Annotated in this window: 10 protein-coding genes; all 10 read right to left on the minus strand. The window is 36.2% G+C overall.

Going from position 1 to position 13,177, the window contains the following annotated elements; translation table 11 throughout:
• Positions 1–155: 155 nt before the first annotated feature.
• Positions 156–4,193 (minus strand): FG-GAP-like repeat-containing protein, encoded by a 4,038-nt coding sequence (locus tag DDY94_RS05250; protein ID WP_111682988.1) that lies wholly within the window; start codon positions 4,191–4,193, stop codon positions 156–158.
• Positions 4,194–4,385: 192 nt separating this feature from the next.
• On the minus strand, positions 4,386–5,528 hold the full coding sequence (locus DDY94_RS05255) for a T9SS type A sorting domain-containing protein (protein WP_111682989.1): 1,143 nt from the start codon (positions 5,526–5,528) through the stop codon (positions 4,386–4,388).
• Between the two features lie 177 nt (positions 5,529–5,705).
• On the minus strand, positions 5,706–6,521 hold the full coding sequence (locus tag DDY94_RS05260; RefSeq protein WP_111682990.1) for an enoyl-ACP reductase FabI: 816 nt from the start codon (positions 6,519–6,521) through the stop codon (positions 5,706–5,708).
• A 49-nt stretch (positions 6,522–6,570) separates the two neighbouring features.
• On the minus strand, positions 6,571–8,223 hold the full coding sequence (recN, locus tag DDY94_RS05265; protein ID WP_111682991.1) for a DNA repair protein RecN: 1,653 nt from the start codon (positions 8,221–8,223) through the stop codon (positions 6,571–6,573).
• Positions 8,224–8,302: 79 nt separating this feature from the next.
• The gene (porD, locus tag DDY94_RS05270) at positions 8,303–9,190 is read right to left on the minus strand and encodes a type IX secretion system protein PorD (protein ID WP_111682992.1); all 888 of its coding nucleotides are present in this window, start codon (positions 9,188–9,190) and stop codon (positions 8,303–8,305) included.
• Complete coding sequence (gene coaBC / locus DDY94_RS05275) at positions 9,183–10,394, minus strand: bifunctional phosphopantothenoylcysteine decarboxylase/phosphopantothenate--cysteine ligase CoaBC (protein WP_111682993.1); 1,212 nt, start codon at positions 10,392–10,394, stop codon at positions 9,183–9,185. The genes porD and coaBC overlap by 8 nt, the downstream gene beginning before the upstream one ends.
• A 97-nt stretch (positions 10,395–10,491) precedes the next feature.
• Positions 10,492–10,818, minus strand: a complete 327-nt coding sequence (locus DDY94_RS05280; RefSeq protein ID WP_111682994.1) for a DNA-directed RNA polymerase subunit omega — start codon at positions 10,816–10,818, stop codon at positions 10,492–10,494.
• Between the two features lie 11 nt (positions 10,819–10,829).
• Complete coding sequence (locus tag DDY94_RS05285; protein WP_198658914.1) at positions 10,830–11,630, minus strand: outer membrane protein assembly factor BamD; 801 nt, start codon at positions 11,628–11,630, stop codon at positions 10,830–10,832.
• Positions 11,631–11,738: 108 nt separating this feature from the next.
• The gene (gene dapA, locus DDY94_RS05290; protein ID WP_111682996.1) at positions 11,739–12,623 is read right to left on the minus strand and encodes a 4-hydroxy-tetrahydrodipicolinate synthase; all 885 of its coding nucleotides are present in this window, start codon (positions 12,621–12,623) and stop codon (positions 11,739–11,741) included.
• The gene (locus DDY94_RS05295) at positions 12,623–13,141 is read right to left on the minus strand and encodes a DUF6913 domain-containing protein (RefSeq protein ID WP_111682997.1); all 519 of its coding nucleotides are present in this window, start codon (positions 13,139–13,141) and stop codon (positions 12,623–12,625) included. The genes dapA and DDY94_RS05295 overlap by 1 nt, the downstream gene beginning before the upstream one ends.
• Positions 13,142–13,177 lie beyond the last annotated feature (36 nt).

Here is a 13,177-nt window from a genome sequence, read left to right on the forward strand (position 1 = left end):
ACAAAAAACAACGACTAAAAGTTTAATTATAAATTAAAGAATCCTAATTGACTTCCTCGTTTTTAATTCAATATTTTATGAGCTACAACTAATGGTACTAAATAATTATTTAGTCAGCAGAAAGGAAATTTAATTGTATTAATATTTTAGACTTACTAATTCACCACAATCATTCTAATGAATTCATCGATTTTTAGCAAGTATAATCCTGAAGATGAAGTATTAAACTTTAATACAGTTTTATTATTCAAATCATTATAAGCAATATTAGCCAAGTCTATACGGCGTCCACTAATGTCAAAAACTTCTATTGTTTCTGTTCCGTTAGTATTACTTATAAAAATCTCATGGTTGTAAGTTGGATTAGGGTAAATATTCATTGACTTTTCTTGCTCATCAATATTTAGAGAACCGTTAAAATATGGTACCGCAAAATTAAATACGTCATCAGCAACAACCTGACCAATAAATCGTCCAGGAATGTCATCTGCCGGAGGATGTATACCTCCCCAAATTCTGCTTAAACTAGTTTGATCTGACGCATCTCTATACGTAGCCCATTGAAGAACAACATCAACTGAAGGACCTTCTTCGAACACCAAAAATTCATTAGCCTTTGCTTTAAACTCACCCAATCCTCCGGGAAAAAACTCACTTCCAGTCATCATTGTCATCAATTCAGCAGCAGCTCTAGAAAAGGTTGAATGTCCTGATACATAACCTGCAAAAGGAGGTGTTACAAAGGTCGGTCTTTGATAAGGATACCAATTTTCGGCCAAGATCCATCCTACACCGGCCTGATCAATCTCAGTATCGCCAATGAAGTCGTGCCCTCGCCAAGTATACAGTTTTATCTTGCCTACGTGTTGGTTAGCAAAGCCCGCTAAGGGGTCACCCATTTCCACAACCTCAACATAACCGTCTACAAGAGGAATTCCGGCAACATCATAATTGCTTAATGTATTATCCGTGCTCTGTCCACGTTCTGCCATTGAACGTATGGCGGATATAGGTCTAATGTAATCATACCACCCTTTAACACTCCAGGCAGATATAGCTGCATCATGCATACCTCCACCAAGGATAAAGTATGCTTTTACATCCCATTCTAATGGGTCCAGTATGTCTCCTTGCCCTTCAAAGCGCTTTTCAAATTGTGGATGATCGCTTACATAATTCAAAATTGTGAACCAATGTCCTGGTGGGGTTTCTGAATCAGGACCGTCAGCCCAAAACTCGGCAAGAACTCTGGCATAATCACCTCTTGGCACCATATTAGTCTCATAAGGGCTTCCTGTTATTGGGTTTAATGCATGTCCAATACTATTAGCACCTCCTTCAAAGAAATCGTAAAAACTTGGATAATCTGAATAATCGGTAGGAAAGGTACTTATATCAACATTTCCTATAGAATTTGGCGAGATATCCCACATAACGCCATCACTTGGGTCTAAATGAGACTGCCAAACTGAAACCATCGAAAATCCCCATTTATAATTATCACTTTCGATGTTATCTTCAGATAAACTTATATATGGTGGGTCTGAAGGATCATGAAATACATGATAATCATTTCCATCTCTTTGGTAGGTGATCTTATTCTCTTCCTTAAGGGCAAACCCTAATACATTTCCCCATTCTGGACTTAAAAATGGTGGTACATTTCCATCAACCAGATTACCACCTTGATCGATAAAAGAGTCTAAACCCAATGGTTGCCAACGATTAGGATCATTAATTGGCGGATTGTCATTAATATCGAGAGCATATGCTTCGTTCACAGGTTCATAATATGCATTGTCATATCCTGTAGTTTCTCTCGACCCATCTTGTAAACCATAATCAATTATGGTTTGAGCCACAAAATTCCCAAGAGCAGCTGCATCGCCATCTTCATACATCAATGATACTATGCTTGTATCATAGCCAAGTCTATCCATCAACAGATCAAATCTTGCCTGTGATTCGTTCACGCCAGGTGAATTTTGAAAACGATGAGACAACAAGCGGTACATCGCATAGCTTATAGCTTTGTTAAGAGAAGTTTCCAAATCTTCCGAAGGTGTAAAATCCTCCAACGTACTAGTATAACCATTTAAGGTATTGCCAATCAGGTATGGTACAGCTAGATTGTCATAAATAGCCCATATATCATACATAGCTACACTAGTATGAAATAAGTTCCTTGCATGTACCGTTGGTCTGGCAAAATCATCCCTAATCGCCTCTAATAAGGCTTCATTCCATAATCTCGAAATGGATATGCCTTCGGGTAAATCGTCAGTACCCAAAGTAACATCTATGGAAACTTCCATACTAGAACATAAATTATCAGACTCAACAACTGAGACGCTACCCATACCTTCTAAGTGCCAGATTACATTTATGGTATCGGTGCCTTCGCCATTTAAAATTTCACCTCCCGAAACCTGCCAATTGGCAGTTGATCCTGGTGCTAAATTATAGCTATAGGTCTCGGTTCTTAAAAACGAAGAACTTGTATTTCCTATAATACTTTGAGAGTCTAGATAGGTACACGAACCATCATCTAATGTAGCATCGGGGTTGTAGTTGCACGACACTGGATCAGTACATCCATAAACTTTCTGACTAGGTTCGATGGTTAATACTTCTAAGCCAACGCCTTCCGTTAATTTAATTGTTGTATTTGAAGTTATATTTGAATAATTTTCAACTAAACCTGATGGCCATTCGACTTGAAGCGTCGAAACCTCAGTAGCATTATCCAGCCCAAAATGAACGGCCTGTAAACTCTGACCCAAAAACCCTACACCAGAGTAGTAACGCTTTAATGTGCCATTAGTAGTGGAAATAGTTAGCGTTGTGCCAATGGCGTCGCGGTTAGAGGTTGTACCTTCTAGTTGAACCTTCAGCCAATTTAACGTCGTTTCAGTATCGTCAAAATTCAAGAGCTTATTTTCATAAAAAAAGCTCTCCCTGTCACTATTGGTAACTAGCAAATCTAAATCCCCATCATTATCGTAATCAAAATCTAAGGCTTCTACACTATTGCTTAATTCATTTAATGAGGATTCCAAAGAAATATCAACAAAACTTCCTTCTGCCTCATTGAGTTTATTTTCAAAATAAAAATTCTTTTCAGGTCCAAAGCCTGTATTTTCAACAGCGAAACCATTTGCTATGAATAAATCCTCATCACCATCCAAATCAAAATCCGAAAAACTAATACCCCATGACCAATCGGTATCATTTAAATTAAACAGATTCGCGTTTTCGGTAAATGTGTTATCCCCGTTATTGGTTAAAAGAAAATTTAAGTCAATCGCAGTTACAAACAAATCAAAATTACCGTCATTATTATAGTCGCAAATTGAAATCCCCATATCATCACCTTGGGTGTCAACGCCATATAAAGAAGCTTCCTGACTAAATGTTAGGCCATTACTATTAATAAAAAGATCATTGGCTTTGTTTAAGTCATTAGACACATATAAATCGATATAATCATCATCATTAAAATCAAAAGGTAATGCAACAAAACTTGCAATTTCACCTACCCCTTGAATATTAGATGATATCGTTACATTTTCGAAAGTGCCATCACCATTATTTTTATATAAGGTATTACTATCGCATTCTTTCCAGTCACTTATATAAATATCTAAAAAACCGTCATTGTTATAATCGAACCATGTTGCACCAGTATTACTACAACCATTACTAGTATTTAGACCTGCTATTTCGGTGATATTTGCAAATGTGCCATTACCTAGGTTTTGCCACAACTGATACTTTTGCGAATAGGTTAAAAATAAATCTGGAAAACCATCATTATTATAATCACCCCAAGAAGCGCCATATTTAAAGCCATCTAGGCCTACAAACCCTTCAGCACCTTCCTCTTGAGAAAATAAATTTGTTAGTCCAGATTCAGTAGTTACATCTGTAAAAGAGCCATCGTTATCGTTGCGAAATAATCGGCTTAAAGTTTTTGGACTTTCTACATTATCTTTGGCTGTAGCGACTACAAAAATGTCCAAGTCGTTGTCGCCATCATAGTCTGCAACGGCAACACCATTATTTTCTTTTAAAACACCTAAACCAGCCAGATTTTCAATTCTTTCAAAAGTTTGGACTTGAGCGAGCAGTGGCGTTGAGAATAATAGAATTCCTAATGATAGCTTTATGATTAATAGTAAAGTTCTTTCCATAAAATAGCCTAGAAAATTTAACCTTTCTGATGGATTTCAGCTCTGCAATATAAAATTATATTCGATTCAATGCAACGAACAGAGCAATGAGAGGTTACACGTTAATGGCGACTAAGCCTAATATGGTAGATTTCAAGGCAAAAAAAGCACCCTGATATAGAGTGCTTTTAGCTATCGTATATTTTTAATAGGTTATTGTTTGATGATTTTAAAAGTTTCAGTATTGTCACCAAGTTTTACTGAAGCAAAATAAACCCCAGAATTCAACTCGGACATATCGGCTTGATAATTCTTCCGTTGGGGTTCATAACTGACTACTTTTTCACCTACAATGTTATAAATAGAAATTCTTTCAATAATGTCGGTTGTATTTAATGTCCATACGTCTTTAACAGGATTTGGATAGTACTTAATTTTCGGAGTAATTGTTTCTTTTTTAAGGTCTAAAGTGGCACTATATGCTGAAATTCGGAAATCAATTAAGTTGTTACCAAAATCATTCCAAACTCTAATGTAAATTAACTGGTTAGCTAAACCATCACTATTAACAATTTCCAACCTACTATTTGTTATATAATAACCAGGGTCTATATCATCATTACACATGACATGAGTTAGACTTCCGCAAGACCCGGTGTAAACTGCAATAGCAGTATCATCATAAGTAGTGGGTGTAACGCCTTCAGTTTCAATTGTTAAAATACCATCTGCTGGAACAGTTACCGAATACCATTGGTCTCCACCATAATTATGAGGGCTATTGGGAAGGTAATTACCACAACTAGGATCTGGCAATTCACCTGAACCTGTAGCAGCAATATTGTCACTAGTTGCAGGGTTATCATTAAATGTAGCCCCAGGTGTAAGTGTAATAGCATCAGAACAGTCGTCATTAGTAGGGCTAGTGACTGTGGTGGTTTCTAAGCAAAACGAAGTAGGGTTTTCCTGTCCTGTGCGCACATCATGAATTTGGATGATGAGATCTTGACCAACGGTCCAACCATAAATTGAAGCATTAAATCCAGTTCTATCACAGACAATTTCGTCACCAGTTGCAGCATCTCTGATAATAATTCCAGGGGCAGCAGCGCCAGAGTTCCAAATTAATGCATTAGTTGTAGCTGTCCAAGTATAAAATACATCTACTCCTGTATCGTTTCCATGACACCCACCATCCATACCACTATCAGTGAATTGTGTTCCGTCATAAGAAGGACAAACCGTTCCCGAGGTAGGAATTGCTAGTGCTGTTGCAGTGGCAAAAGTATCGCCTTGGGCAAAGGCATTTGTAAAGCCAATAAAGCATAAAATAATAAGGGGTATTAGTTTTTTCATAAGTATAAGATTTGAGGTTATAAAAATTCAAATATAAGAATAATCTTACATTTACTTACATTTTATTGTAAATTTTATACTAATTTTCTTACAAATAAAATTCCTCTTTAAATCAAAATACAAGGCAAAAAAAAAGCACTCTAAAAAGAGTGCTTTGTAAATCAATTATGTTTTTTTCTATTCTTCTGTGAAGGCATCCATAACAGCATCACTAACACCCATATTGCTGAAACCACCATCATTATATAAATTCTGTAATGTTACTCGTTTGGTAAGATCACTGAATAGTGTTACTGTATAATTAGCACAGTCTAATGCTGTAGCGTTACCTAATGGTGACATCTTTTCAGCATAGTTGATGAAGCCATCAAATCCTTTTACACCGCTACCTGCAGTAGTTGGTGTAGGTGATTGAGATATGGTGTTAACTCGTACTTTTTTATCTCTTCCGAAGAAATAACCAAAACTACGTGCAATGCTCTCTAAATAGGCTTTATTATCAGCCATGTCATTGTAATCAGGAAATACGCGTTGTGCAGCCATATAGGTTAAAGCGACAATGCTTCCCCATTCGTTCATGGCATCGGCTTTGTACAGCGTTTGCATCACCTTGTGAAACGACATCGCAGATACGTCTGTTCCTTTTTGAGTCCAATCGTATTTTTGATCGGTATAATGTCTTCCCTTTCTCACGTTTATAGACATTCCGATAGAATGCAAAACAAAATCAATTTTACCACCAAGGATCTCCATGGATTGATCTACAAGATTCTTTAGGTCTTCTTCTGAAGTTGCATCAGCAGGAATAATCTGAGAACCTGTTTTTTCAGCAAGTGCATTGATCTGCCCCATTCTCATAGCAACAGGTGCATTGGTTAGTACAAATTCACCACCTTCTTCGTGTACTCTTTCAGCAGTTTTCCATGCAATAGAATTTTCGTCTAGTGCACCAAAAATGATTCCTTTTTTTCCTTTGAGTAAGTTATACATAATTAAATATTTTAGTCAGTTGTCGATTAGTATTTATCCGGCAAATATAGTATTAATTTAATAGTTGTTTCGCATGTGCCATAGCCGATTCGGTAATATTAGCACCGCCTAACATCTGAGCAATTTCAACAATGCGCTCTTCTTCATCCAAACGTTTGAGTTGCGTATGCGTTACGTCGTTGGTATCTGTTTTAAACACCTTATAATGCGAATCGCCTTTGGCAGCAATTTGAGGTAAATGCGTAATACTAAATACCTGCATTTTACTACTCATTTGTTTCATTATAGCTCCCATTTTATTCGATATTTCGCCAGAAACTCCTGTATCGATCTCATCAAACATAATCGATGGTAGTTGCATGTATTCTGACAAAACTGATTTTATGGTGAGCATAATGCGTGATAATTCTCCTCCTGAAGCCGCCTTTTTAAGCGTATTGTAATTTGAACCTTTATTCGCTGTAAATAAAAAGCTTAAAGCGTCTTTTCCGTTGGAAGTAAAATCATCGCGTTTTTCAAGGTCAATTTTGAATCTGGCATTTGGCATGCCCAATCCAGATAACAGATCTTCGAGTTTTTGGGTGAGCTCTGGAATAATTGCACTGCGTTTTGAACTTATGTCCGTAGCGATTTGATCGAGCTCCTTTTGAAGCTTTAATAGAGTCTCCTCGGTTTCAGCTATGTGATCATCTAAACTTTCGGTATTAGAAATTTTAGATTGAAGCTCTTCCTTGATCTTTATTAATTCTTCAACATCGATTACCGCATGCTTTTGTAGCAGGTTATTCACCAATTGCAGCTTTTCGCTTATGCGTTCTAACTCCTGTGGTTCTGAGGACAATTGTGATTCGAGATTATCTAATTCAGTTAAAATATCGTCTAGCTCTATGGCAGTACTAGATACTCTTTCTTCTAATTCTTCATAGGCTTTACCAAAGCTAGAAATTCTATTTAATTCTTGCTTAACAAGGTTTAATTGATCAATTATACCTTGATTCTCAAGACTTAGGATCATTTTCGAATTGCCTAACTTCTCTCCTATTATTTCTACATTATTAAGCTGCTCATATTGAGTTTCTAATTCTTCAATATTTAATGATTCAAGGTCAATTTCATTCAATTCCTTAGTTAAAAACAAATTGTAATCATATTCCTTGATCATATCAGACTTTGACGCCTTTAATTGCTCTAATGATTTCTGAAGTGCTCGATATGAATTCAACTTTGCTGTATACAATTCGAGGTTTTGTTTGTTGTCCGCTAAAGCATCTAAAACTTTGAACTGATAATCATCTTGAATTAATTGTTGTGTTTGATGTTGCGAATGAATATCGATAAGATGTGTACTAAGCGCCACCAAACTTTCTAAAGTGGTTGGTGTATCATTTACAAACGCTCTCGATTTGCCTGAAGGTAATATTTCTCGACGAATGATGGTTTGCACATCATAATCTAAATCTAAATCAGCAAAAAGTGATTTCAGATGGTAATTGGCAATATCGAAACTGGCCTCAATAATACATTTTTCAGATGTATTCTTCACCTGACTAACATCTGCCCGCTTCCCTAATACTAAAGATAAACCGCCTAGTAAAATCGATTTACCTGCACCTGTTTCGCCAGTAATAATGGTTAAGCCACTATTAAACTGAACGTTTAATTCATCTATAAGCGCATAGTTCTTTATGTAAAGTGAAGTCAGCAAATTAGTTGTATTTGGCTATTACAAAAGTAAAGATTCTGAACTAAGTTCAGAACGTCAATAGTAAAATAAAACAGAAAAATTAATACTTAATTTTTCGCCACTTTTGAGAGTGCATAGGCGCAATTCTATTCAGAATTTCTATGGCATCTACCACGCTTACTGTAGGTCCGCCTGAAAGAATATCCATGAGCTCATCGGATTTGGCATCGAAAAATACACGTAATAGGTAGGAATTAGGTCGTCTTCTGTTGATCTTATTTAATTCTGAGAGCTGATCAATTATAACATTCTTTCCGCCTTTTGCATCCTCAGCCATAATGTCTAATCCACCAATATGATAGTTATACATGGTCGATCGTATTTCCTTAAAAGTTGGAGAAAGTAAATTATCAATTAAGGCAAAACGAGATTGCAGACCATCTTCTAATTTCCAGCCCTGGCCATTCAATTGTTGTGAATAATTTGCAATGGTTTGTGCCTGCGCAAAATACTCGTCGCCTCCATTAAGTGCGAATGTATCTGCATCGATTCCTAAGATCATGTAAATATGAAAGGTAAGAACTGAAACTAGATTCGATTCAAATTGAAGTGGATTAAAGACTAAATTCTGAAATTCTAAATACTGAAAATTAAAATCTTTGTCATTATAGTTATAAACTGGCGAACTATAAGAGGAATTAAACACAGGGCGCGAAGAAGATACTTGTAACGTTGCGCTAAAGTTATCATTCTCATAGTTAGTTACTGTGATGACCATGCTGCAATTGATGCGCTCTTCTGGACTAAAATTTTTCTCTGTCCATTTGGTGTTATTGATGAATTCCGTTAACTGTTTTTCGAGCGTTTTGAAAACCACATTATTGTCGTTACCTGTTAACTGAGCAATAACGTTAACCGTACAATTGAGCTCTTGCGAAATGGCAATTGAAGAGCATAAAAACGTGAATAAAACTATTAACTTACGCATGTAACTGTTTTAATATTTGTTGCATTAAATCTTGTGCTACGTCGGCCTTCGATTTCAGCTCATTTTCAATGATATCGTTGGTCGATGTGATAAATGTAACCTTATTTGTTGATACTCCAAAACCTGCACCCTTATCTTGCAAAGAATTAAGCACTATTAGATCTAAATTCTTCGATTGTAATTTACCCTTGGCATTTACTATTTCATTATTGGTTTCGAGAGCAAAACCTACTAAAAACTGGTTCTTTTTAATCTCACCTAATGATTTTAGAATGTCCTTGGTTTTTTCCAACTCTATACTAAACGTCGTTTCTTTCTTTTTTATTTTCTGGTCAGCTACAGTTTTTGGTCTATAATCTGCCACAGCAGCTGAAAGAATAGCAATATCAGACGACTCATAATATTTATGGACTTCAGTATACATTTCTTCAGCACTGACTACCGGTTTCACCTCTACGAGGCTATGTGTTATCTTTTGATGCGTTGGTCCTGATACTAATATAACCTTAGCACCAAGATTGGCTGCCGCTCGCGCAATTTCGAAGCCCATTTTTCCACTCGAATGATTACCAATAAATCGAACAGGATCAATGGCTTCATACGTTGGGCCAGCCGTAATTAAAACCTGCTTACCTCTTAATGGCAACTGATCTAATATGTCTTTTTCAATAAAGTCAATAATGTCTTCTGGCTCTGCCATTCGGCCTTCTCCTACCAAACCACTGGCTAATTCGCCTGTGCCTGCAGGTATCATTTTATTACCGTAGGAAGTGAGCTTTTCAAAAGAAGTCTTCGTAGACTCGTGCTTGTACATATCTAAGTCCATTGCTGGTGCAAAGTAAACTGGGCATTTTGCAGAAAGATATGTGGCTAATAAAATATTATCACAAACCCCATTGGCCATTTTCGCCATGGTATTTGCGGTTGCTGGAGCAATTACAAAATAGTCGGCCCATAGGCCTAATTCGACATGGTTATTCCAAACCTGGCCATCATCCTCTTCATCCACAAATGAGGAATACACCGGATTTTTTGATAAGGTCGAAAGAGTAAGTGGTGTGATAAAGTCTTTAGAAGCAGGCGTCATAACTACTTTAACGTTAGCGCCTGCTTTAATGAATAATCGGACTAAACTCGCCGATTTATATGCGGCAATACCTGCGGTAATGCCTAATAAAATATTTTTGTCTTTTAAAATAGACATGAAAGTAACTCGATAATCGAGATTTGAATGTCCCGAGATTTTCCTCGAAGTTAAAGATTATTTTCTTATGACCTCCTAAAAAATGAAGTTAAGAAAATTACTCCTGAGAATCTTCGGTATTTCTGTGATAGATCTTATCGTCTAACCATTCTTTCACAGCTAAAGCATGTGGCTTTGGTAGTTTTTCATAAAATTTAGAAACCTCGATCTGCTCCTTGTTTTCAAAAATTTCTTCAAGACTATCGTTGTAAGTTGCAAACTCTTCTAATTTGTCGATCAACTCACGTCTAATATCTGTATTGATTTGTTCAGCACGCTTTGCAATCACAGAAATAGCCTCATAAATATTATCGGTAGGCGCATCAACTTCGTTTCTGTTGTAAGTTACTGTTGTAACAGGTGCATCTGTCTTTTTTAAATCCATCTTTATAATGATTAACTTTTTGTACTAAATGTTCTTAATTCTTCCTCTAACTCCTCATTCATTTTAATGGCATCTTCCATATATTCTGAATTTGGATAGGCCTTTTTCAATGCTTTGAAATAACTAATTGCGTCGTTAAGACGTTCTTCTTTAAGTTCGTCTATACTCAATATGGCCAAATTAAAAGCGGCATCTAATCTGTAATACATTGCTTTATTTCTCAGGGTTGACCCTGGGAATTCTAACAAGAAATTATTAAAAGACTTCACTGACGCCTTGAAATCTCTAATCTGATCGTATTGTTTTGCTATTTCAAATGCTTTCTTTTCAAGTTTAAAATCGAGCTCCTTAACCAGAGTATTTGCTTCTGCTAGATATTCTGAATTTGGATAAGCATTTACAAACAACTGTAATTTCTCAATAGCTTCAACCGTTTCTTTTTGCTCTTTCGAATAAATTGGCGAGTTGAAATAGAAGCCTTTAGCAGCTAAAAACGCTGCCTCTTCAGATTTTTCACTCTTAGGGTAAATATCTGTGAACTTCTCAAAGTGATAGCTCGAAATATAATAGTCACCCATTTGATACGAGCACATGGCATGCATAAACGTTAGTTTCTCCGCCTGAGGTTTTCCTCTGTATTTAGGAAGAATCTGATCTAACAGTCTATAAGCTTTACTCCACTTACCAGCTTCATACAGTTCGTTACCCAATTTGAATTTCTCAGCAACATCTTCAGATTTTAAGGCCTTCTGAAAATCGCTACAGGACACTAACAAAACGGCTAGTAATAGTATGTAAAATGCTTGTTTCATAAATTTTAAACAGGACGCAAAAGTACACATAATTAACGGATTATAAAAACAAAAATTATATGCTAAAATAAGCGTAGATGAAGTGGTTCAACCTAATTTAAATTAAGTTTAACTTTTGGCCAGTTCAGCAAGTGCTAATTTAATGTCATTTTTCAGCTTATCCGTAGCCTCAACAAGCGGCAAACGCACATGCGAATTTGATATGTTTAGCGCTTCTAAAACTGCTTTAATTCCGGCAGGGTTATTTTCAGAAAAAATAAGTCCTGTTATAGGCATAAGTTTGAAGTGAATTTCATAGGCTTCCTTGGCTTTACCCGCAATTCCTAGTCTTATCATTTCAGTGAATTCCTTTGGTAAGGCTTGTCCGATCACAGAAATCACACCAGATCCGCCAGCAAGAGCAACGCCAAGTGCAAGGTCATCATCTCCGGATAATATCAGAAAATCGTCTGGTTTGGTTCTGAGTAATTCTAAATATTGATGCACATTGTTCCCCGCTTCTTTTACGGCAATGATGTTTTCAAAATCATTTGCCAATCGAATGGTAGTCTCTGGTAGCATGTTCGACGATGTTCTGCCAGGCACGTTGTACAAAATAATAGGCAAAGGCGAAACCTCAGCTACAGCCTTAAAATGCTGATATATCCCTTCCTGAGTAGGTTTACTGTAATAAGGAGATACTGATAAAATGGCACTAATATCGCTTAAATCTGTAGTTTTTATTTCTTCAATAATTGCAGAGGTATTATTTCCGCCAATTCCTAAAACCAGTGGCAATCTACCTTTATTAACCTTTGCTATAAACTTTATTAAAGCCTTCTTCTCTTCAGATGTTACCGTAACACTTTCGCCTGTAGTACCGCTAATTACTAAGTATTCGGTTCCATTTTCAATATTATGTTCTACTAATCGCTCTAATGCATCAAAATCTATACTTAGATCTGATTTAAAGGGTGTTATCAGTGCAACTCCCGTGCCTATAAACTTGGTCATTATAATTTATTTAAAATGTTTAAATATTTTTTGAATTCAACTTTAAATAAGTCTATTTCATTTGGTTTTACATCTATAATGAGATCGTACAGACGTTCATCTTTGCGGCTCAATCCAACCTTAAGATTAGCCTTTGAAGCCGCTGTAATGAAGTTTAATGGAAGTTTGTCTTCCCGGTAAAAACTAATCAAAACATCGTACGATTCATCAATAAAAAGTTGTAAGTCGGTATTGTTTATTTTTCCTTTCCAGCCAAAATCTTTCGGACTAAAATAGGTTTCCCATTGACTTCTTTCAAACTTGTCGTCATTTGTAAAAGCCACAATCTTGTGCTTTGGCGACGTTAAATTTAGTGCTTTAAAATAGTGTCTAAAAACTTCAAAATCAACAAACTCATCGGCATTTAAAAGCACAGCAATAGTCTTCACTTTTTGGCTATTCACGGCAGCTTTGCGCGACGCCAACAATTTGTTGACATATTTTTGATTTGATTTTTCCTTAAATGCCTTTAAAATCATTTATCTTTAGACTTTGTGCAAATTTAACAAAAGACG

Source organism: Winogradskyella tangerina (assembly GCF_003260205.1).
In the GTDB taxonomy this organism is placed as follows: domain Bacteria; phylum Bacteroidota; class Bacteroidia; order Flavobacteriales; family Flavobacteriaceae; genus Winogradskyella; species Winogradskyella tangerina.

Excerpts from the sequence above, each read along its gene's own strand:
- DDY94_RS05250 (WP_111682988.1), bottom strand. The coding sequence starts at position 4,193 with ATGGAAAGAACTTTACTATTAATCATAAAGCTATCATTAGGAATTCTA.
- DDY94_RS05280 (WP_111682994.1), bottom strand. The coding sequence starts at position 10,818 with ATGGATTTAAAAAAGACAGATGCACCTGTTACAACAGTAACTTACAAC.
- porD (WP_111682992.1), bottom strand. The coding sequence starts at position 9,190 with ATGCGTAAGTTAATAGTTTTATTCACGTTTTTATGCTCTTCAATTGCC.
- coaBC (WP_111682993.1), bottom strand. The coding sequence starts at position 10,394 with ATGTCTATTTTAAAAGACAAAAATATTTTATTAGGCATTACCGCAGGT.
- DDY94_RS05285 (WP_198658914.1), bottom strand. The coding sequence starts at position 11,630 with ATGAAACAAGCATTTTACATACTATTACTAGCCGTTTTGTTAGTGTCC.
- DDY94_RS05255 (WP_111682989.1), bottom strand. The coding sequence starts at position 5,528 with ATGAAAAAACTAATACCCCTTATTATTTTATGCTTTATTGGCTTTACA.
- DDY94_RS05295 (WP_111682997.1), bottom strand. The coding sequence starts at position 13,141 with ATGATTTTAAAGGCATTTAAGGAAAAATCAAATCAAAAATATGTCAAC.
- dapA (WP_111682996.1), bottom strand. The coding sequence starts at position 12,623 with ATGACCAAGTTTATAGGCACGGGAGTTGCACTGATAACACCCTTTAAA.